At 49.3% G+C, this 21,220-nt stretch carries 22 protein-coding genes; 5 read left to right on the forward strand and 17 right to left on the reverse strand.

The window, feature by feature from the left end; translation table 11 throughout:
- Window positions 1–5: 5 nt before the first annotated feature.
- Genes hpnC through hpnE form a run of 3 tightly spaced genes read left to right on the forward strand, consistent with a single transcriptional unit; the run spans window position 6 to window position 3,022 of the window.
- Complete coding sequence (hpnC, locus tag ASG34_RS01575) at window positions 6–875, forward strand: squalene synthase HpnC (RefSeq protein ID WP_055825732.1); 870 nt, start codon at window positions 6–8, stop codon at window positions 873–875.
- Window positions 872–1,708, forward strand: a complete 837-nt coding sequence (gene hpnD, locus ASG34_RS01580) for a presqualene diphosphate synthase HpnD (RefSeq protein ID WP_055825735.1) — start codon at window positions 872–874, stop codon at window positions 1,706–1,708. The genes hpnC and hpnD overlap by 4 nt, the downstream gene beginning before the upstream one ends.
- A gap of 9 nt (window positions 1,709–1,717) precedes the next feature.
- On the forward strand, window positions 1,718–3,022 hold the full coding sequence (gene hpnE / locus ASG34_RS01585) for a hydroxysqualene dehydroxylase HpnE (protein ID WP_055825738.1): 1,305 nt from the start codon (window positions 1,718–1,720) through the stop codon (window positions 3,020–3,022).
- A gap of 23 nt (window positions 3,023–3,045) precedes the next feature.
- Here hpnE and ASG34_RS01590 read toward each other — a convergent pair whose 3' ends face one another.
- The 9 genes from ASG34_RS01590 to ASG34_RS01630 all read right to left on the reverse strand — a co-directional run bounded on the left by ASG34_RS01590 (window position 3,046) and on the right by ASG34_RS01630 (window position 9,902).
- On the reverse strand, window positions 3,046–3,330 hold the full coding sequence (locus ASG34_RS01590) for a hypothetical protein (protein WP_055825741.1): 285 nt from the start codon (window positions 3,328–3,330) through the stop codon (window positions 3,046–3,048).
- Between the two features lie 501 nt (window positions 3,331–3,831).
- The gene (gene radA / locus ASG34_RS01595) at window positions 3,832–5,187 is read right to left on the reverse strand and encodes a DNA repair protein RadA (protein WP_055825745.1); all 1,356 of its coding nucleotides are present in this window, start codon (window positions 5,185–5,187) and stop codon (window positions 3,832–3,834) included.
- 123 nt (window positions 5,188–5,310) lie between these two features.
- Window positions 5,311–6,378: an alanine racemase gene (gene alr, locus ASG34_RS01600; RefSeq protein ID WP_055825748.1), complete on the reverse strand. Its 1,068-nt coding sequence runs from the start codon at window positions 6,376–6,378 to the stop codon at window positions 5,311–5,313.
- Window positions 6,379–6,396: 18 nt separating this feature from the next.
- Window positions 6,397–7,779, reverse strand: a complete 1,383-nt coding sequence (dnaB, locus tag ASG34_RS01605; RefSeq protein ID WP_055825751.1) for a replicative DNA helicase — start codon at window positions 7,777–7,779, stop codon at window positions 6,397–6,399.
- A 159-nt stretch (window positions 7,780–7,938) separates the two neighbouring features.
- Window positions 7,939–8,388 (reverse strand): 50S ribosomal protein L9, encoded by a 450-nt coding sequence (rplI, locus tag ASG34_RS01610; protein ID WP_055825754.1) that lies wholly within the window; start codon window positions 8,386–8,388, stop codon window positions 7,939–7,941.
- Window positions 8,389–8,409: 21 nt separating this feature from the next.
- Window positions 8,410–8,643, reverse strand: coding sequence for a 30S ribosomal protein S18 (gene rpsR, locus ASG34_RS01615; RefSeq protein ID WP_055825757.1), 234 nt, complete (start codon window positions 8,641–8,643; stop codon window positions 8,410–8,412).
- Window positions 8,644–8,952, reverse strand: coding sequence for a primosomal replication protein N (priB, locus tag ASG34_RS01620; RefSeq protein WP_055825761.1), 309 nt, complete (start codon window positions 8,950–8,952; stop codon window positions 8,644–8,646). It abuts the gene before it with no gap.
- 6 nt (window positions 8,953–8,958) lie between these two features.
- Entirely contained in the window at window positions 8,959–9,333 is a 375-nt protein-coding gene (gene rpsF / locus ASG34_RS01625; protein ID WP_055825765.1) for a 30S ribosomal protein S6, read from the reverse strand.
- 236 nt (window positions 9,334–9,569) lie between these two features.
- Window positions 9,570–9,902 carry a hypothetical protein gene (locus tag ASG34_RS01630; protein WP_055825768.1) on the reverse strand — a complete coding sequence of 111 codons (333 nt, stop codon included), beginning with the start codon at window positions 9,900–9,902 and terminating at the stop codon, window positions 9,570–9,572.
- A 224-nt stretch (window positions 9,903–10,126) separates the two neighbouring features.
- Here ASG34_RS01630 and epsA point away from each other — a divergent pair, with 224 nt between their 5' ends.
- Window positions 10,127–10,906, forward strand: a complete 780-nt coding sequence (epsA, locus tag ASG34_RS01635) for an XrtB/PEP-CTERM-associated transcriptional regulator EpsA (protein WP_055825772.1) — start codon at window positions 10,127–10,129, stop codon at window positions 10,904–10,906.
- Window positions 10,907–10,919: 13 nt separating this feature from the next.
- Here epsA and ASG34_RS01640 read toward each other — a convergent pair whose 3' ends face one another.
- The 8 genes from ASG34_RS01640 to ASG34_RS01675 all read right to left on the reverse strand — a co-directional run bounded on the left by ASG34_RS01640 (window position 10,920) and on the right by ASG34_RS01675 (window position 19,069).
- The gene (locus tag ASG34_RS01640) at window positions 10,920–11,357 is read right to left on the reverse strand and encodes an RNA-binding S4 domain-containing protein (protein WP_055825776.1); all 438 of its coding nucleotides are present in this window, start codon (window positions 11,355–11,357) and stop codon (window positions 10,920–10,922) included.
- A gap of 8 nt (window positions 11,358–11,365) precedes the next feature.
- On the reverse strand, window positions 11,366–13,531 hold the full coding sequence (locus ASG34_RS01645; RefSeq protein ID WP_055825779.1) for a Lon protease family protein: 2,166 nt from the start codon (window positions 13,529–13,531) through the stop codon (window positions 11,366–11,368).
- A complete protein-coding gene (locus tag ASG34_RS01650; protein WP_229007569.1) occupies window positions 13,528–14,019 on the reverse strand; it encodes a molybdenum cofactor biosynthesis protein MoaE in 492 nt (163 codons plus the stop codon). The genes ASG34_RS01645 and ASG34_RS01650 overlap by 4 nt, the downstream gene beginning before the upstream one ends.
- Window positions 14,020–14,021: 2 nt before the next feature.
- Window positions 14,022–14,279 carry a molybdopterin converting factor subunit 1 gene (gene moaD, locus ASG34_RS01655; RefSeq protein WP_055825780.1) on the reverse strand — a complete coding sequence of 86 codons (258 nt, stop codon included), beginning with the start codon at window positions 14,277–14,279 and terminating at the stop codon, window positions 14,022–14,024.
- Window positions 14,276–15,652, reverse strand: a complete 1,377-nt coding sequence (locus tag ASG34_RS01660; RefSeq protein ID WP_055827251.1) for a DNA recombination protein RmuC — start codon at window positions 15,650–15,652, stop codon at window positions 14,276–14,278. The genes moaD and ASG34_RS01660 overlap by 4 nt, the downstream gene beginning before the upstream one ends.
- Window positions 15,653–15,779: 127 nt before the next feature.
- Window positions 15,780–16,526, reverse strand: a complete 747-nt coding sequence (locus tag ASG34_RS01665) for a hypothetical protein (RefSeq protein ID WP_055825783.1) — start codon at window positions 16,524–16,526, stop codon at window positions 15,780–15,782.
- A gap of 218 nt (window positions 16,527–16,744) precedes the next feature.
- The gene (locus ASG34_RS01670; protein WP_055825786.1) at window positions 16,745–18,286 is read right to left on the reverse strand and encodes an alkaline phosphatase; all 1,542 of its coding nucleotides are present in this window, start codon (window positions 18,284–18,286) and stop codon (window positions 16,745–16,747) included.
- A gap of 36 nt (window positions 18,287–18,322) precedes the next feature.
- Window positions 18,323–19,069 carry a PEP-CTERM sorting domain-containing protein gene (locus ASG34_RS01675; RefSeq protein WP_235559631.1) on the reverse strand — a complete coding sequence of 249 codons (747 nt, stop codon included), beginning with the start codon at window positions 19,067–19,069 and terminating at the stop codon, window positions 18,323–18,325.
- A gap of 439 nt (window positions 19,070–19,508) precedes the next feature.
- Here ASG34_RS01675 and ASG34_RS01680 point away from each other — a divergent pair, with 439 nt between their 5' ends.
- Window positions 19,509–21,215: a CHASE2 domain-containing protein gene (locus tag ASG34_RS01680; RefSeq protein ID WP_055825792.1), complete on the forward strand. Its 1,707-nt coding sequence runs from the start codon at window positions 19,509–19,511 to the stop codon at window positions 21,213–21,215.
- Window positions 21,216–21,220 lie beyond the last annotated feature (5 nt).

A 21,220-nucleotide genomic window follows, 5' to 3' on the forward strand; every position in this document is an offset into this window, starting at 1 on the left:
AAGCCATGCAAGCCTTTTCCAAGCCAGTGAAGACACCGGCCAGCCTGCCACTGGCACAGACACATTATGAGAATTTCCCGGTAGCTTCATTGTTGCTCCCCGCGCATTTACGCTATGCGGTCAGTGTGATTTACCAGTTTGCGCGTGAAGCCGATGATATTGCCGATGAAGGCGACGCCAGTGAATCGGAGCGTTTGCAGGCACTACAGTCCTACGAAGACGAGTTATTACTGATCCAGGCCTATATTCAGGCTGAACGCCCGCTGTTTAAAACGCTGCAGCATGTAATCAGAACACACAAGCTTGAGGTGCAATCCCTGCTGGATTTAATCAGTGCCTTTAAGCAGGATGTCGTTAAAACCCGCTACGCCAATTTTGAAGAGTTACTGGATTATTGCCGCCGCTCAGCCAATCCGGTTGGCAAGTTGATGCTGCAATTATATGGCGTGGATACAGCGCAAAACCGGCAATGGTCAGACCAAATCTGCACTGCTTTGCAGCTGATTAATTTCTACCAGGACATAGCCATTGACCTGCAAAAGCATGGCCTAAATGGACGCATATATCTCTGCCAGGACGAAATGCTCGCTGCCGGTATCAGCGAACAGGATTTACACCAGCAACGATTAGATGCTATCTGGCAGGCATTCTTTTTGTACAATGTAGCCCGCGCCGAGCAATTATTGCAGGCCGGTAAACCGCTGGGCAGACATTTGACTGGCCGTATCGGGTTCGAGCTGCGCATGATAGTCGCCGGTGGCGAACGTATTATTTATAAATTGAAGCGTTGCCGTGGCGATATTTACCAACACCGTCCAACACTGAATGCTTTTGATTGGCCGATTATTTTGCTGAAAGCCCTGTTTAAACAATGACCCCGCAACAATACTGCCAGCAAAAAACAAAACAAAGCGGCTCCAGCTTTACCCTGAGTTTTGTGTTCTTACCCAAACACAAACGTGAAGCAATGACTGCGCTATATGCATTTTGTCGAGAAGTGGATGATGTCGTCGATGAATGTACGGATTACCAGATCGCACAAACCAAGCTGCAATGGTGGAAACAGGAAATACATCGTTTATTTCATGAAACCCCGCAGCACCCGGTCACCAAGGCATTGAAGCCAGTAGTGGAAGAATTTGGCTTGCAAGAAGCGCATTTCATAGAAATTATCGATGGCATGCAAATGGATACGCAGTACAACCGCTATGCCGATTTTGAGCAACTGGCATTATATTGCTACCGCGTCGCCAGCGTCGTCGGCCTGCTCTCGGCGCAAATTTTTGGCTACAGTGATAAATCCACCCTGGGCTATGCGCATGACCTGGGGATGGCTTTCCAGCTGACCAACATTATTCGCGATATTGGCGAAGACGCGCGACGCGGCAGGATTTATATCCCGATTGATGAACTGGAAAAAGCGGGTGTGACTGAACAGCAGTTACTGCAAAGCCAGGCCTCTGTACAGACACAGGCTTTATTACTCAAGCAGATTGAACGTGCAGAAATGTTTTATGACAAAGCCATCAGCCAGCTGCCTGAAGCTGATATCAAAACCCAGCTACCTGGCCTGATGATGGCAGGCATTTACCGCGCACTACTGCGGGAAATCAAGCAAGACCCTAATCTGGTGCTTAACCACAAAGTCATGCTGCCCCCTTTCAGGAAACTGAAACTGGCCCTGGGCGTATGGTTTAAACGCCGCTGATGCATTGGAATGCTTAACCACACACCTACTCCCCGCAATATCGCGGTTGTCGGTGCCGGGCTGGCCGGGCTGGCGGCCGCCTACACCTTACTGAGATCAGGAAACAAGGTATCGGTATTTGAAGCTGCTCCGCAAGCCGGTGGCCGTGCGCGTGGTGTGCCACATGCTGAAGCCATGCTAGATAATGGCCAGCATTTATGCATAGGAGCCTATCAGGCAACGCTGGCATTATTAGCTGAAGCTGGCCTTGACACTGAGCGACTCTTTACCCGTTTACCCCTGGCGTTGCATATGCATCATCGCGCAGATCGCATGTCACTCGTTACATCCACCTGGTTACCTGCTCCGCTGCATTTATTGTGGGGATTGCTCACCGCGCGCGGATTGACTGTTAACAGCAAATGGCGAGCCGTCCGCTGGATGTTGTGGTTAAAACAATCTGCATTTACATTAGCGCAAGATACCACTGTCGAACACCTTTTACAGCAAGGCCACCAAACAGAAACTGCTATCAAGGCGTTATGGGAGCCTTTGTGCCTGGCCGCATTGAATACCCCTATCCAGATTGCCAGTGCGCAGGTATTTCTGAATGTATTGCGTGACAGCTTTCAACAAAAGCGTTCAGACAGTGACTTTCTGATCCTGAAGTCGGATTTATCCAGCAGCCTGATTGAGCCTTTGCTGGGGAAAATTACCATCTCAGGTGGCAAAGTATCATTGCGCACGCCTGTGATTTCTGTCAAAAACGAACACTCTCATTGCGTGCTGGAAACCTCAGAAGGCACACAGTTATTCGATGATGTGATTCTGGCTGTAGGCCCGCATCAATTGAAAACCGTGGCTAGTGACATTGCGGTGCCAACATTTGAATACCAGCCGATCACCACGGTGTACCTGCAATATTCGACTTATTTCAGGCTACCCTACCCGGTAATGGGATTGTATGGCGGTCTGGCACAATGGGTATTTGACAGAGGGCAATGCTGTGACCAGGCAGGTTTGCTGGCGGTAGTAATCAGTGCACATGGGCCATTAAATGGTGTTAAGGCAGCATTGATACAGCAATGTATCAATGAGTTGAATCAGGCATTGTCATCGCATGACATCAAACTTGAAACAGCACCCTTGTGGACGCAAGTCATTACCGAAAAGCGCGCCACGTTCAGTTGCACGCCAGATTTACATCGCCCGCAACACAAGACTTCGCGGCCGCATATCTACCTTGCTGGCGATTATACTGCCGGACCGTATCCAGCTACCATTGAAGGCGCTGTCAGAAGTGGAGTCTCGGCTGCCAATCTGATATTGGGCTAGATCATACTCCACTAAAGCCAGCTTCAAGCTTGCGGATCTTTACAGCCTACTACCAAATGGTTTCTGGCCGGGACATAGATACCGTCACCTGCATCCGGATAAGTCTCACGATAGGAAAGATGCGGATCAACCTCAAAACCATGTGAGCAGTTTTCACTGGCTTTTTCCTTGCATTGCTCCAGCGTGGTATTAAATTCGCTACAGGTAAGTTTATAACCCGGCCTGCCATCGCTGGTGGCGTGTGAGGTTGGCTGGTTACTTGCGCAAGCAGATAGCAGCAGTGAAATCAGTATTAGCGTTTTTTTCATTGTTTCTCTCCATTTCCACCTTTATTACATCCCGTCATATTATTGTCATATTAGTGTGTTATGGACACACATAGGATAAGGCAAGAAACGAACCATATAGTTTCATGAAGATTTTGTGAAAATAACCGCGCCAATTCAACGCCAAGCCTTACCCAGACTTGTATCCAGACGGCTACAAACTGCTACAAAACCGGGCGCTTTGTAACTGACCTGCCAGTTCAAACTTCTTATACTGTACTCACTGGAATCAATACGCAGTCATGAATCAATATGAAGTCTTTAAAATGCTTTGTTAAGAATAAAACAGGATTTTATGCATAGCGGGCAGTTGCCCTGGAAATGCCTGTTGGCACAGTGAATAAAATTGAAAAAACTACAGGCAGATAAATAGCGAAGCTAGATTATCAAATATCAAACCCACTTCCCTGTGGCTGTTCAACCTCTTCTGAACAACCACCACTCAAGGCAACGATGCCACTCCCTGACATCGTTGCCATTTTTTTATCCCCGCAACAGATCGATAGCCTGTTCCAGCCTGTCAATTGCATCAATATGCAACCCAGGCACGCCGCCTTTAGGCGCATTGGCTTTGGGGATAATGGCATGGGTGAATCCCAGCTTGGCAGCTTCTTTAAGACGCTCTTGACCGCGTTGTACTGGCCGAACTTCTCCCGCCAGCCCTACTTCGCCAAACACAATTAATTTGTTTAGTAATGGCTTATTCTTAAAGGATGAAACAATCGACAGCAGTACTGCCAAATCCACGGCTGGTTCGCTGATTTTCACGCCGCCCACTGCATTGATAAATACATCCTGATCGAAACACGCGACGCCGGCATGTCGATGCAATACCGCCAGCAGCATTGCCAAGCGGTTCTGCTCTAAGCCAACACACAATCGCTTGGGGTTCGGAGCATGGGAGGTATCAACCAATGCCTGTATTTCAACCAATAAGGGACGGGTACCCTCTTGCGTTACCGTGATGCATGACCCTGGAACAGGGGTATCGTGATGAGACAAAAACAGGGCAGAGGGATTGCTGACCTCGCGCAAGCCCTTTTCAGTCATGGCAAACACGCCCAGCTCGTTCACGGCACCAAAACGATTCTTGAATGCACGGATCAGCCGAAAACTCGAATTCTGGTCACCCTCGAAATACAGCACGCTATCCACAATATGCTCAAGCACACGCGGGCCTGCCAACGAACCCTCTTTGGTGACATGGCCGACCAGTATCATGCTGATGCCCAATTGCTTGGCGATACGTGTGAGTTGCGCGCTACATTCCCGTACTTGTGCCACCGAACCTGGCGCAGACTGCAACGCTTCGGAATACACTGTTTGGATTGAATCAATAATCACCAGATCAGGCTGATGCTGCTGCAATACCTGGCTGATTTTTTCCAGATTGATTTCAGCCAGCACATCAACCTGACTGGCATCTAGCCCAAGCCGCTTTGCCCGCATGGCGATCTGCTGCGCAGACTCTTCGCCGCTGATATAAAACGATTTCAGGTTCTGTGACACCTTGCAGACTGTTTGCAGCAACAGTGTAGATTTGCCGATGCCGGGATCACCACCGATCAGCACCACACCGCCAGCCACCAGACCGCCACCGAGCACACGATCAAATTCATCGATTCCGGTTGGCTGACGCGAAACATCCTGTGCTTCAACATCTGCCAGCTTCTGCAACTGTGCCGTGGGTGCCAAACTGGCAAAGCGGCTTTGGGTAACGGTTTCCGGCACTGTTTCGACCAAAGTGTTCCAGGCATGGCAACTAGGGCACTGCCCTTGCCATTTAGGCTCGCTAGCACCACATTCGGTACAGGTATATTGTGTTTTTGCTTTAGCCATGAAGACCTTGATTTTGCTTATTGTGTGACCATGAATGACAGAGACTGCGTTTGGAACCTACCCATGGTTAAAGATCACCCGCAAATCTCAACTGATTTTTCTTCACAAGCCGAGCGGTTGCGACTAATCAATCACGTGCATAGGCACGCGTGCTGTCACTGCACAAAGCAGCTCATAGCCTATGGTTCCGCTGGCCTGTGCCACTGCATCGACAGGGACCAAACTGCCCCATAATTCAACCCTACTGCCAATATTGGCATCCGGAATATCCGTGATATCAACCGCCAGCATATCCATAGACACTCGGCCCAAAGTCCGTGTCAGCACGCCGTTGACAGCGGCAGGCGTTCCGGTAGGTGCATGACGTGGATAGCCATCTGCATAGCCGCAAGCGACGATGCCTACTCTGATGGGTTTATCGGCAGTGAACAAGCTGCCATAGCCTACACTCTCGCCCGCCTGAATTTCCTGTACGCCGATCAACCCGGATTGCAATGTCATCACCGGCTGCAACCCCAATGAAACGGCCGTTTTATCTGCAATCGGTGTAGCACCATACAGCATAATGCCCGGGCGTACCCAATCAGCATGGGTGTGTGGCTGCTGGACAATCGCCGCTGAATTAGCCAGTGAACGCTTGTAAGGCTGTATTGGCATGACTTGCCCCACGATAGTTATGGCCTGAGTGACACCGTCTGCAATATCTGAATTAGCAAAATGGGTCATCAGCACGATTTCACTGACATTTCCGCTGGCGGCCAATTGATCTAAAGCTGCTTGATAAGCAGAAGGCTGGAAACCCAGTCTATGCATCCCGCTGTCCAGCTTCAGGTAGACGCGGACTGGTAAATTCACTTGGTATTCCAGTAGCCATTGCAGCTGACCCCGGTGAGAAATAACCATATCCAGCCGGTAACGATCCACCTGTGCTATTTCTTCAGCTGAGAAAACACCTTCCAGCAACAGGATGGGATGCTGATATCCGGCATCCCGCAAAGTGACGGCCTCGCTGATATTCAAGACCGCAAACGCATCGGTTTCTTTTAGCCCACGCGCAGCATTCAGCAAACCATGACCATAGGCATTCGCCTTTACTACGGAAATGACTTTGGACTCTGGCGCATATTGCCTGACTCGTGCCAGGTTGTGTGCCAATGCTTTTTCTGAAATATAAGCAACGATAGGACGCATATTGAAAAACCCGGTGCGTTAATATTCGTCTTGCATGTATGCCGCATTAGCATAATTTTCGAAGCGTGTATGCGCGCCCATAAAGGTCAGGCGAACACGGCCAATCGGCCCGTTACGTTGCTTGGCGATAATAATCTCGGCAGAGCCTTTTTCAGCACTGTCAGGGTTGTAGTACTCATCGCGGTACACGAACATGATCAAGTCAGCATCCTGCTCAATCGCACCCGATTCACGCAAGTCACTCATGACCGGACGCTTGTCCGGACGCTGGTCCACACTGCGGTTTAACTGGGAAATGGCAATCAACGGCACATTCAACTCTTTTGCCAGCGATTTGAGAGAACGTGAAATTTCGGAAATTTCCGTGGCGCGATTTTCACCTGAGCGGCCAGAAGGTGCTGACATCAACTGTAAATAATCGATCACGATCAGTCCCAGTTCACCCGTTTGCCTGTGCAATCGCCGTGCACGTGCACGCACATCAAAACTGCTTAAGCCTGCACCTTCATCGATAAAAATCGGCGCTTCGTTGAGCTTACCCAGCGCAGTGGTCAGTTTTTCCCAATCTTCATCCTCGAGGTTACCGTTACGCATTTTGTGCTGGTCCAACCGGCCAATGGAGCCGATCATACGCGTCGTTAATTGTGTGGCGCCCATCTCCATCGAGAAAATGGCCACTGCCTTGTTGGTTTCCAAAGCGACATTCTCGGCAATGTTGATCGCAAAGGCAGTTTTACCCATGGAAGGACGGCCGGCAACAATCACAAGATCGCCACCCTGCAAGCCTGAAGTCATGGAATCCAGATCACTAAAACCGGTAGGCGTACCCGTCACATCTGAATGGTTTTCACGCGAATACAGGTAATCAATCCGGTCAGCAACTTGTGGCAGCAATACCTGCATCCCCAAAAAGCCCTGGCTTTTGCGGTTGCCGCCTTCAGCAATCTGGAAAATCTTGGCCTCAGCCTCATCCAGCAATTGCTGCGCATTACGCCCATTTGGCAGATAAGCGCTTTCGGCGATATCGGTACCTACAGTCACCAACTGGCGCATCACGAATCGCTCATGCACGATTTCGGCATAGCGTCGAATATTCGCAGCGGTTGGTGTGTTTTGTGCCAGCGCACCCAGATAGGCAACACCACCAATGGTAGTCAGCTCAGCCGTGCTTTCGAGTGATTCGGCGACAGTCACAATATCCGCTGGCTGATTGCGTTCAATCAACCTGGCAATATGTTCATAAATCAGCTTATGGTCGTGCTGGTAAAAGTCTTGTCCCGATAAAATATCAGCGATTTTGTCCAGCGCTTCATTGTCCAGCAACAGGCCGCCCAAGACGGATTGTTCGGCTTCGATAGAATGCGGGGGAAGTTTGAGAAATTCGAGTTGTTCATCAGCCATCTGGCGATTATACCGAAAAGCGAATCAGCGTTTTCGAGTTTTGAAATTAACTGTGGGCCTAGGCAGTTAAAGTGGGTAGATTATTAGTTGAGGATGTATCTTTTACAAAATAAAAAAGGCTACCGAAGTAGCCTTTTTATGTGTTATTAAACGCTTGAATTAAGCTTCAGCAACCACTGTGACATTGATATCAACAACAACATCATGATGCAGTGCAACGCTCACAACAAACTCACCCACATTTTTCAACGGGCCGTTAGGCAAACGTACATCTGATTTTTTCACTTCATGACCTTGTGCTTGCAAACCGGTTGCGATGTCCAGATTGGTGACAGAACCAAACAAACGACCATCAACACCTGCTTTTTGCGCAATAGTCAGAGCAAAACCAGCCAATTTTTCGCCGCGTGCTTGCGCAACTGTCAGCAAGTCAGCTTGTTGTTTTTCCAGATCTGCACGACGTGCAGCAAACTCAGCCTGGTTAGCTTCAGTTGCACGCTTTGCTTTACCTTGAGGAATCAGGAAGTTACGGCCGTAACCGTCTTTCACACGAACCACGTCACCCAAAGTGCCCAGGTTTGCTACTTTTTCTAATAAAATTACTTGCATGTTATTCTCCTAAGCCGCCAATTAACCTGGGTGTTTGTCTGTGTAAGGCATCAACGCTAAGAAACGTGCGAGTTTAACCGCAGTTGTCAGTTGACGTTGGTATTTAGCCTTAGTACCAGTCATACGGGCTGGAATGATTTTAAAGTTTTCAGAAACGAAATCCTTCAACAGATCTACGTCTTTGTAATCTACGTGTTTGATGCCTTCTGCACTGAAACGGCAGTAACGGCGACGTTTGTACATATCTCTTGCCATTTAAAACTCCTTCAATTCTTTATGCTGTATTAGCTGTATTTCTTGTATATGCATGACCACTTGTGTGCTTTTTGCACTGCGCTGCGCCAGGAAACCTTTAACTTTGATCTGATCTCCGCTTTGCAATGTCAGGTTGGCTTTTTCACCAATCAACACTGCCGCTAACTGGCACTGCACTTTGCGATTCAGACCTGCTTCCTGCTGCTCTGAATCATGTTGCAACTGCAAACGCAACAAGGGTAACCCGGCCGGTGTATAGCGTAACGGTTCAATTGCTTGCACCGTCGCTGCAATCACCAGCGTATTCACAACGATTTAGGCGGCTGCCTCAGTAGTGGCTGCAGGTGCGTCACCAACGATGGTTTTGGATTTTTCCTCTTTCATCATTGGGCTAGGTGCAGTTACTGCTGTTTTCGTCGAAATAGTCAGGTGACGTAATACAGCATCGTTAAATTTGAAGCCGTGTTCCAACTCTTCCAGCAACTCTTGGCTCACTTCAATATTCATCAGAACATAGTGTGCTTTGTGTACTTTTTGAATTGGGTAGGCAAGTTGACGACGGCCCCAGTCTTCCAGACGATGGATGTTGCCGCCATTGCCGGTGATTTGCGTACGGTAACGCTCAATCATCGCAGGCACTTGTTCACTCTGGTCAGGGTGGACAATAAATACGATTTCATAATGTCGCATGAGATCTCCTTACGGTTAAAGCCACCCTAAATGCGAATCAGGTGTGGCAAGGTTGGAAAAGAGCGGGATTATAGACTATAAGTCCAGTTTGAATCAAGGACTTATCTTGAATGCCTCAAAGGGAGCTTAGTTTCGCCAGGTGGAAAAATACCTGGCATCAGGAATTTCAAAGAAAACCGGAAAAGTTTGCTTGCCAGAATTAAATTTACCAATGCTTTAAAGCACTTTTTCTTAAATCACTTTTGAATTTTATTCTCAAGCTCTTTATCTTCTTTGGGTAGGTAATATGGGTCAGCCACATACCCGGGGCCCTTCATGATAATAATCACCACCAAGCCTATGATCATGGCACCGATAAAAAACCAGAACGTGAATAGCAAACCCAAAAACATGGAGGTGCGCTCAAGGTTCTGCGTCAGCAATTCGCCTTGCTGCCACCACGTATAGACTAGCGGGCTGGCAAATACCAGTGTTCCCAGTAACCACCACTTTGGCAGTTTCTTTAATAACTGCCATTCTTTATGGCTTGGGTAACGCACACCATTCGGAAGCTTGTTCAACAATCCCATCTCATTACTCACTTAAGCTACTTAACTTGGTAGACACTAAAAATAGTGATTGTTTCATTCTAATCCAGTGTCATTCAGATCTTCTTAAATGATTGTTTCATTCGATGAGCTTGGCTCTTCATAAAATCTCATATTAAAGAAACCCAGAATTCAGCCGTAAAAAACTCAGACCATGAATATTCACGGGCAAAGTTCGCCCTGAGCATAACAACTGAGGTGGCTTCATGCAGGCACAAAAAAAACAAACTCATTGGGAAGGCGTCTTGCATGCCATACAGACTTCCTATGCCATTAAACGCCATGTTGACCTGTTTAACTGGCTGAAACAGGACATTCATCCACTGATGCGTCACGATGTACTGCTTGCCGCATGGGGCAATTTCAGCACAGGTGACCTGCATTTTGATGTGTGCTCATCATTACCGGACGTGACAACACAATGCCTGTTACAAGACTCAGCCATCGTAAATTACCTGATGTGCAACCTGTACAAACGCTGGATTGAAAACGAAGAAAAGTGGTATGTCGTTAATCAATTCGATGCCAATGGCATTTATACACAATCGCCCAACCCGTTTACCCAGCAATTGAAAAAGATGCACTCACTGATGGTGTATGGGGTTCGCGATACCCGCCGCCAGGCTGATTGCATTTATGTATTTTTTGACCGCAGCAAAGAATTTCATGTGCCGGACCAGTTATTAGGAATGATCATGCCGCACCTGGATGCAGCCACTCGCCGCGTTGAACACCTAAAGCCAATTGTGAAGGATGAAGACCTGCTCGATACTATGGCGCAAGGTGGATTATCAGATCGCGAGCAGGAAATTCTGCATTGGGTACGCAGCGGTAAAACCAATTTGGAAATCGGCATGATCCTGGAGATCAGTGCCAACACGGTTAAAAACCATCTAAAACGTATTTTCCAGAAACTGGATGTTTCGTGTCGTGCCCAGGCGGTAGCCAAAACAGGTACTGTGACGGCCTACTCCAAGCCTAACTAGGCTAGCCCCATATTTAATCCCGACCAGTAAAGCGCTGAATATCACGCATTTGCCGTTTGGTGGGGCGGCCAACACCCCGATCCCGTTCGGCAAAGTGATCGGCGCCGCTTTCCTGGGCCTGTTGCCGCACACGCAGACTTTCTTCCGTTTCGCGGTAAAGCAAGGCTGCTTCTGGCGCTCCACGACGCACATTACTAAGCGCTAGCACTTCAACTTCTATTTGCATGTCTTTGTTTTTGATGCTGACGCGCATACCCGGCTTCATCTCCCTGGCATTTTTGGCGCGGTCACCATCTACCCGCACCTTACCGCCATCCACCGCATCTGCTGCCAGGCTACGCGTTTTAAAAAAGCGTGCCGCCCATAACCATTTATCCAGGCGGCAACTGTCGTTTTGGTCATTCTCTGACGTGGCTTTTTTATCTGCTTTTTGGTTGTGTGCTCTGGCCATTATCTTTATTAAGGCTTGCTTGTGTCAGCCTGCTGTTGAATGTAAGCCATGTGCGCCTGATTGCGTTCCAGGGTGGCTCTGAAGCTAGCGAGCACCGTTTGCGCGCGCGCCATCAGCGTATTACCGGTGTAAGTACCATCCGCCTCTTGTGTGCCTGCTTCACTATTGGTGAGGTAGGCAATCCCTTCCAGCACATGATCGATGGTGATAATTTTGAACATGCCATTATTAACTGCCGTCACTACGCTTTCATCCAGAATCAAATGACGCTGATTACGTTTCGGGATAATGACGCCCTGCTCTCCATTCAAGCCCAATGCCTGGCAAACTCGGAAATAACCTTCAATTTTTTCGTTGACGCCACCAATTGGCATCACTTCACCAAACTGGTTGAGGGCACCTGTGACCGCGATGCCCTGCTTGATAGGCAAGCCGGTCAATGCCGACAATAATGCAAACAATTCCGCGCATGAGGCGGAGTCGCCTTCAACGCCGTTGTATTCCTGCTCAAACACTAATGAAGCACTCAGGCTTAATGGTGCCAGTGCCCAAAAGCTGGCGCTTAACCAGTTTTGCAGAATATAGATGCCTTTATCGTGGCTAGGACCACTCATCTCGACCTCGCGGTCAATATTAATCACTCCGCTACGGCCAGGGTAACAGCGTGCAGTAATCCGAATCGGCGAGCCAAAACTGGCATCGCCCAATTCAATATGGGTTAAGCCATTCACCTGGCCGACCACGTCGCCATGGACCTGAATTAATAGTTCATTATCAATAATCGAATCACGGATTTGTGCTTCAAAAAACTGTTGGCGCAACAGGCGTGCAGATAATGCCTGATTCACATGCGTATCTGTCACCAGACGCTCATCCCCGGCTGCGGCTGCACTTTCATGCATAAGTTGATCCAGGTGTGCAAAGCGGATACTGAAGCGGCTTTGATCTTCTTCCAGCCTGTGCATGAATTGCAGCAACACATTGACGGCTGCACCACTAAAATGCGGCAGCGCTTGCTGCTGGCATTTTTGTGCGATATAGCCTGCCACCCAGGCATAATTTTCCAGCGTCGCCGACACCCGGTCCTCAAACTCGACCTTGACCGGGAAAAAATCAAAGAAATCCGGCTGGGCTTCCAGGCAATCATAATAATCTTCGCGGCTGGCAATCATGATCAGCTTCACATTCACAGGCAACGCACTTTGACGATTACCGCCTGTACCTTGTTGCGCATGGTTGGCCCAGTCTTCGATCTGAATCTCATGATTACGCATCAAACGGTACAGCTTCTCCAGCAAGGCACCGCCGTTACTTTCATCCTGCATCAGGTCACGCAAATGCAACATCAGCATGCCGCCGTCGGCGTGGTGCAAACTACCGGCACGCAAGCGTAAAAACTCAGGCCATTGCGCTGCTTCACCGGCAGCGCTCTCCAGCGTGCCAAACAAGGCAGCAAAGCCAGGGTCTTTTTCTTCCACGATAGGCTGCTTAACCCCTGCAGTCAGGTTGGCGCGCTGATCCACCAGCAGATTGACTCTAAAGCGCGACAAAAAGCCTTCATTCACCAGGCCATCCGCATTATTTTCGGGTTCATTGCCTAATTGTTGCCAAGCCTGCAAATAGGCCAAAATTTCAGGCTTGATCACATTGAAAAGTGGAGATAATTTGGCGCTGCTCAGCTGCGCGCGCATGCTATCGATACGCTCTTCCAGCCAAACTTCAGCCAGCGAAAGATTGGCTTGCCCATTGCTATCCAGCCACTGTGGCATTTCTGCCATCAGCGTCTTGATAAATATATCCATTACCGTACGCAGCTGTGAACCCAGCCCGGCGGGAAGCTTGATGTAATTAACACCGGATTGCTGGCTAAAATCGTATAAGGCGACCAGGTCTGTGAGTGAAGTATCAATACCGGTCACGGCTGCCGCTTTCATGGCGGCCATGGTCAGCCCGGCACGGCCGGAGCCTGGTGTACCCTGCACCAGCACATTGCAACCGGACTGCTGCATCGACAACCCCATCATCAGCGTTTTCTGTGCTTCGGGCTGGAGCTTCCAGCCATAATCGGTAAGGCTTAAGTCGCTGGCTTCCAGCAGCGTTTCGGTTGATTCAAACGACATCGGCGACAGTTTGTAAGAAACGGTCAGTTCATTAGGGTTTAATACTTGCATCATGTAGGTGACTTTCCATTATTCTTTTGCCACTGTTGTTTGGCATGTTCATCGGTCGCACGGGCTTCTACCCAGCGCTCACCAAAATCGCCTATTTCTTTTTTCCAGAAAGGTGCTTCTGTTTTTAAATAATCCATCATGAAAGCACAAGCTTCGAATGCCGCCTGCCTGTGCAGGCTGGTAGTCGCGACCAGCACGATCTGTGCTTGTGCAGCCAATGATCCCACACGGTGGATCAAGCGTATCCCCAGCAATGGCCATCGCTGGCAAGCCTGTTCGGCGATGCGCTGCAAAGCGGCTTCCGTCATGCCCGGATAGTGTTCAATGACCATTTCATCCAGTTTGCCATCTGCCGATAAATCTCGCACCATGCCGATAAAGTTGACCAATGCCCCCGCCTGCGGCGTGGCCGCTTTTAGCTGCTGCAACTCAGCCCCGGTATCAAAATCCTCCGGCTGTACAGAAATCTTGAGATACACAGGCGCGCTCAAGCTTAGCCTCCTGTCACCGGCGGGAAAAATGCCACTTCATCGCCTTCGTCCATGGTCGCCATATCATCAACCAGTTCATGGTTAATTGCAGCACGTACCACGCCACTGCCGTTAAACAGTTTCTGCCAGGTTTCACCGCGTGTAGACAGCCATGACTTCAAGGCGATAATAGTCTCTATACCCTCAGGCAACACCACATCTTCGGACGAGTAATTAACAACTTCCTTGATGCGTGCAAAATACAAAATGGTGATCTTCATGACGGGTTACTCTTCTCAATTTCTTCTAGTTCATCCAGCAGTTCCAACGTACCCAATCCTTCTTCCTGAGCCAGCTCCACTTTTTCAATCTGGGCAAAGCGCCGGGTAATCTTCTGGCTGCTGATATGCACATCCTGGGCATTTTCATGCGCCTGGCGGATATTATCAGCCAGTTTTTTCATGCGCGTATCAAAGCGGTTAAAGTCTTTGCTGAGCTTGCCGAGTTCATCTTTAATGATATGCACCTGCTTACGCATTTCCACATCTTTCAACACGGCGCGGGCAGTATTCAGCACGGCCATCAGGGTAGTTGGTGATACCAGCCACACACGTTTCTGCATGGCATAATCCACGACTTCGCTATGGTAGGCGTGAATCTCGGCAAACACCGCCTCAGCCGGGATAAACATCACCGCGCCATCCGAGGTTTCATTGGCAATAATGTATTTATGACTGATATCGTCGATATGTTTCCTGATGTCCGCCTTAAACTGTTTCCCTGCTTGCGCCTGCAATACTTCGCCCAGGCTGCTTTCATACATGCGATGGTAATTTTCGAGCGGGAATTTGCTATCCACCGCCACAGTCCCTGTTGGTTCAGGCAGGAACAACGCGCAATCCACGCGTGCGCCATTACTGAAAGTGTGCTGCATTGCAAAACTGTTGCTGGGCAGCACATTGCGCACCAGCCCCTCCAGTTGCACTTCACCAAAGGCGCCACGGCTGCGTTTGTCGCCCAATAACTCCTGCAAGCTGACCATGTTGACGCTAAGACCGTCAATTTTCTTTTGTGCTTCATCAATGGTCGCCAGGCGCGCCATCACGCTGACAAAAGTCTCGTTGGTTTTCTTGAATCCGGCTTCCAGCCGCTCGGAAACCTTGCCGCTCATTTCCTCAAGGCGCGAATCTACAATCTTGGTCAGCGCTTCAACGCTTTGCGACAATGTTTGTGTGGTCGTTTGCAATGCAGTCTTCAGCATGTTTTGCTGCGATATGCCTTGTTCAGCCAGGCCATTACGCAAACTCAGGCTGAGTTGCTCTGTGCTTTGGGTTAAATGATCACGCTGGGCAACCTGTAGCTCCTGCATGGCGACGCGCAATGTCTGCATGGATTCGCGCGTGGCGGTCAATTCTTGTGACAGTTGCGCACGCAAACGGTCCTGCTGGTCAGCGTTCAGGCTTTGCAATCTATCTGCCAGCAGATTGAGAGATTGATGCATTTCCCCCATCATCAGGCGATGCTTTTCTTCAAGTTGCTGTGAAAGCAATAACGCCAGGGCTTGCTGTGAGTTCTGTTGCTGCTTGCGTGAATGCCAGAGCAGAATGCCGATAATCAGCAGTAATAACAGTAATTGAATAATTTGAAGTGCCATGACGGCATTATAGCCGATGACAATAGCAGCCACATGGACTCAGGAAAATAACGACTAAAGGGGTTGCGTCTCCCGGCACGGGAGACTCTTAAAGGTTAAGTATGAATACTTTTAAGCGAGGCACTTACTAATGATTGTGCTCTTGCAAGCCAGGTGCACCATGCGCACGCGCCAGCCACTGCATTTCTGATGGGTTATGTTCCATGTCACCGAGGTCGGCATAATCCACATGCTGGTAATTGCTTAATGTCGCCAGTGTTGCCTTCGGCGGCTTGGCAGCATCGGTGGCAGCAAGCGCTCCGGTTTGCAAAGCTTGCATCCGGATGGTGACTGTATGCTCGGGATAGTGGTATTGCACTGTAAATGGCAATTTCAGCGCAGGCATCCACAATACTTCTGTACGCACACCGTTACCTAGTTCACCAGCATACTTTTCCACATCCTGGCCATATTGCTGTTGCTTGTCTGCCGGTATTTTTTTTAACTTCGCCAACTCTTCATCAGTGATCAGTTGTGACTTCACCTGCCAGATTTGCGCATCGGTTTTAATCGCCAGCAGTTTCAAGTCTACATCTGAATAATCAATGGCGCGGCCATCTTCGTGCATCAGGTAACTGTAGTTAAATTGCCCGGCCGGCTTTTTCATCCACAGGCTACTATTGTGTGCTGGCTGGCCATTCTGGTACAGGTGGCGGATCTCGACCTGGTCGTCTTCACGCATTAACCACCACTGCAAGCGTTTCGCTGAAGCAGCTGTGCAAGGTGTCGTGCACTGTGTCGTTTCAAAACGTGCATTGACGATTTCTTCTGCAATACTTGCTTTGGCAGCCATCATCAACACTGTCGCTAATCCTAGCGTTTGAATTATTTTCATACTTTTTTCCATCATGTGGCACAGGGCGACACATTGCCGCCCTGTATTGCAAAACACCTAAACTAGGTACGGACACTTTCTTAAAGAACCCGGAAGTGAGCGAGCGGGATAAAGTACAAGGCGCACGACACGCAAAAACCGGAATGTACATGAGTACATGAGGATTTTGAGTACCGCGCAACGCAATAATTTGCCCGCGCAGCCACTTGGCTCCTCAATTAATAACCAAAAGCGTCTTTCATCACTTGATAAATATAGCTTTGCTCTTGCACGCCATGTACCAGGTAAGATTTAGGACCCACCGCGTAAATCGCTACCTCTTCACCGGCGTGGGTTTCAGAGCTCAATGGCACCAAAGCTTCCTGGTGGAAATCAGGATCTTCAGTATCCACACCTGACATATCGACTACACGACCGGCAGCAATCGCTTCGTTATACACAGCGTCGCCTGGTGAGTTGGTGTGGAAGCCAGGGCCGTTAGCAAAGCTCACAGTGGTGTAAGGCTTGCCGTCAGCCGCCAGGGTTGGCGCTGTTTTGCCAGGCTCAACGACCTTACCCAAAATCGGGTTGCCACGTTTCGGGTAACCACCGATAGTCAGTGTATGACTATGGTCAGCCGTCACGATGATCAGCGTGTCGTTCAAGTTCACCTTGCTTGCGGCTTCGCGCACTGCGTCGGACAATGCCACTGCATCTTTAAATGTACGGTAAGCGTTACCTGCGTGTGATGCGTGGTCGATACGGCCACCTTCCACCATCAGGAAATAACCATTCTGGTTTTTCTTCAGGATATCAATCGCCTTGCCGGTCAATTCAGATAATGAAGGCTCGCCAGCGATATCGTTCGGACGGTCTTGTTCGTATTCCATATGTGATGGATTGAACAAACCGATCACCTTGTTGGTGGTCACTGGGTTCAATGCATCAAACCCGTTCTTGTCCTGAATATACACGCCACCAAACTTGCTCACATATTCTTGCGCCAGGTTACGGCCATCGGTACGACGACCTTTGCTACCTTCAATATCAGTCACTGTATTTGGCAGGAAGTAGCTGCGGCCTCCACCAAACACCACATCAATACCATCACCAATCTTGCCGCTACCAAAGTTGTCTATCAGTTGCGCAGCTATGTCTTTCACGCCGTTAGTCGCAGCAGCGGATGACAGGTTGGAGTTCGCTTCCCAGTCGCGGTTTGAAATATGGGCATAAGTTGCCGCTGGAGTTGCATGCGTAATACGCGCAGTAGACACCACGCCTGTAGATTTACCGGCAGCTTCAGCTTGTTCCAGGATAGTGGTTACCTTGCCAGCGTTGATCACAGATGGATTGGCTTCGTTTCTTGCCACAGACTGGTTCAGCGAAATAATGCCGTCATTGGTTTTCACACCAGAAATGATTGCCGTCATGGTCGGGGCAGAATCAGAAGTCTGCTGGTTAGTAGAGTAAGTCTTGGATAAGGCTACGTAAGGAAACTCTTCAAATGACAAGCGGTTGCGTTCGCCATCTATGCCTTTTAACTGGCCCTCAAAAATACGGGCACCAGTTACAGTAGAGATACCCATACCATCCCCCACAAACAGGATGATGTTTTTAGCTTTTTTAGCATTTGGCACCAGTTTTTTGCTGTCATTCAGGCTGGCAGCGCCATCATTCAGCCAGAACTGTGCATCTTCAGCCAGGGCAACGTTAGTAAGTGCGATTTGTGAGCCCAGTAGCATGGCAACCACGGCAGTGCGTTTCAAGTTTAAAAAGTCCATGATGATTCCTTTATTTAGAGTTTATAGTATTTTTAATTAATCTTTGCGGCGGCGCTTCACACCTGCCATCAGGCCCAGGCCAGCCAGCAACATGGCAACTGAATCGGCTTCGGGGACAGCAGATACTGTATTCAGGCTAATGTTATCGACACCCAGCTGTAATGAATTCTGGTTTGCCACAGTGGCAAAGCGCAGGATATAACTTCCGCCTGAAGCCAGGCTAGCACTCAGGTCAAAGCTGTAATTCACATAGTTGTTCGCTGCCAGCACACCATTGGCGCCGCCGATATAAAGACTTTGTACAACATCCGCGCTATTGATAGAGAAAGGGTCCGCACCTGCCTTCAAAATATCTACACGCACGTGCTGGTTAGGATTGTCTGTCGCATCTACGCTGTAATCCAAGCCTGCAGCATCGATATTAGTGGTGCTGTTCTGATTATTTACAAACATCTGGAAGCTTAAAGTAGCTGATGAAACCGCGCCGGTGTTGAAGGTCTGGAACAATGCATTGCTGGCATTACCGTAGTTATCCAGAATGCCATAGTAGCTGCCCTGATAAGCGCCAACGGTATTGTTTGCGGTGACTTCAGTAGAAGTGCCGGTTTGCGCCAGCACACTGCCAAAAAAGCCCTGCTCCGCCACTTGCCAGCCGGTGATATCGTAAACATCCGCGCCGTGTGATTCGAAACCGCCGTTTTGTATGAGTTCGGCCGCCTGTGTTGCAGGTGACAGTGCTGCCATTACCAGCATGCCAGTCATCGCCCAAGAGTTAAGCTTCATGTGAATATTCTCCCTGATTGTCTGTGATTAACTTGTACGCGGGTGTTTCGGCCTGCGTACTTACCCGAGTATTGTTAAAAACATCTGTTGCAGAAAGGTTTCACTCGCGTGAAGCTTATGTGACTAGTAAGACTACTGGCTAGTTAGGTACTAGAAAAGAAAAAACCCCGAATAAACGGGGTTATAAATGACTTTAACTTGAAAACACGACACAATCACACGAAGGCATCCATCATGCTGATGATCATGAGTAGCATAAATCCAAAAAACAGAATTTTCAGATTTAAACTCATAAACGGCCCTGTGCATTTGTGATGTTGCTAGAATAGGACTATCGCATTTGTCTCTCAATGGCCCGTTTGGGTCAATCCAGGCATGGCGTACGACAATAATACTAACCATCCCACCTTGGCGTCACACGTCATCACAAGGGAGCGATATGCTAAAACTAAAACTCATGCTGGGGTTCTGGCTGGCCAGCCTGACCCGCAGGCTGAAAAATAATTTTTACCTGTATCTGGCATTGCTGTTCAGCGCTTTTATTTTGCTGGATGCAGGTGTGTTCCATGTCGGGCAGAACATGCGTGACAAGGCGTTTGACATGATGGTGAAAAACCGCATTTTCAAACCGGACCCTGATCCTGCCATCGTCATTATCGATATCAATGAAGCCAGCCTGGAAGCGATGTCCAAGGAATATGGCCGCTGGCCGTGGCCGCGCCAGGTGATAGGCGAGCTGGTCGAGAATATCCAGCGCCAGCAACCGAAAGCGATCATCTTCGATATCGTGTTTTCGGATGCCGATGTGTATAACCCGGATAGTGACAGCTACTTCAATGATGTCATTACCGCTTGTGAAAACTGCTTCTTTCCGCTGTTGCGACTGGATGCCAGCCAGGACAGTAAAAGCCAGCTGACTTACGCGCAAATCCCCGGCTTGACTCATAGCACTGATGCAGACCAGCAAGCGACGTTTGCGGCTATCCCCCCGTATTTCAAAGGGGCATGGAAACAGCAGCGTATGGGTACCCATAATGTCTATCCGGATAGTGATGGCGTGGTGCGCCAATACCGCATGCGCCATCACGACAGAGGCTGGACCTTACCCGCCCTGCCCTTGCTGGTGGCAGATGCCATGCAGTTTGAGACCAGCAACACACCGGATGACATGCTGCTGAACTGGCGCGGCAAACCGTTTACCTACCAGTATGTTTCATTCAGTGATGTTTACACCGATAGCTCCAGCTCACAGCCAAAACGTGCTGGTGATGAATTCAAGGACAAGATTGTCATCATAGGTTCCACCGCGCCGGCACTGTTTGATATCAAGCCAACTGCGATGGATAAGCAATTTCCCGGCGTGGAGATTCTGGCAACGGCGCTGGATAACACCTTGCACCAGGATTACCTGAAAGTCTGGCGGGGCAAACTGCCTTATATTTTGCTTAGCCTGTTATTGGTGTGGCTGACCACACTGGCGTTTTATTTCAAGGTAGACCGCGACCGTTTCAATGGCATCTTTACCGGCAGCCAGATCGGCCTGCTGGTATTGTCATACCTGGCGATCAACTTTATTCATACTTATCTCGACCTGGCCGCGCCTATTGTCTGGGCAGTGGCTTATTTCGGTATCGCCAAAATCTATGCGCTGGCGACTGACCGTGCCCTGCAGCGCTGGCTGGCGTTTGGGCTCACATCTAACAGTGAAGAACTGGAAGTCTTGCTGATGCCGATAGCGATTGAAAGCCCGGAAACCCTGGGTGACGCCGTGATGAAACTGGTCCGCAAAGAAATCGAATTTGCCTGCCGCGCCCCCAACCAGACTGATATTCTGGTTGGCACCCAAAGCGGCATCTGGGGCTTGTTTGGCGACATGGTCATTGTTAGCTGGCAATATAAACCTGAAGACGCTTATCGTGAGGCTGCAGCACAGGATGCGCAGCAACTGGCGGCACAATTACCGTCATTGCTGAATAAGCTGGGTCTGCCAAACCACCCAACGCTGCGTTATGGCATGCACCAGGGCAATATCATCAACCGGGCCGACCAACTGGCGGCGCAATGGCGGCTCTTGTTTGCACAGGCGATGATAGAACTGGAAAAAGACTATTTATCAACCACGGAGAAAGTTGAGACACCTAGATGATAAAA

Origin of the sequence: Methylophilus sp. Leaf416 (assembly GCF_001424665.1) — a bacterium.
GTDB lineage: Bacteria > Pseudomonadota > Gammaproteobacteria > Burkholderiales > Methylophilaceae > Methylophilus.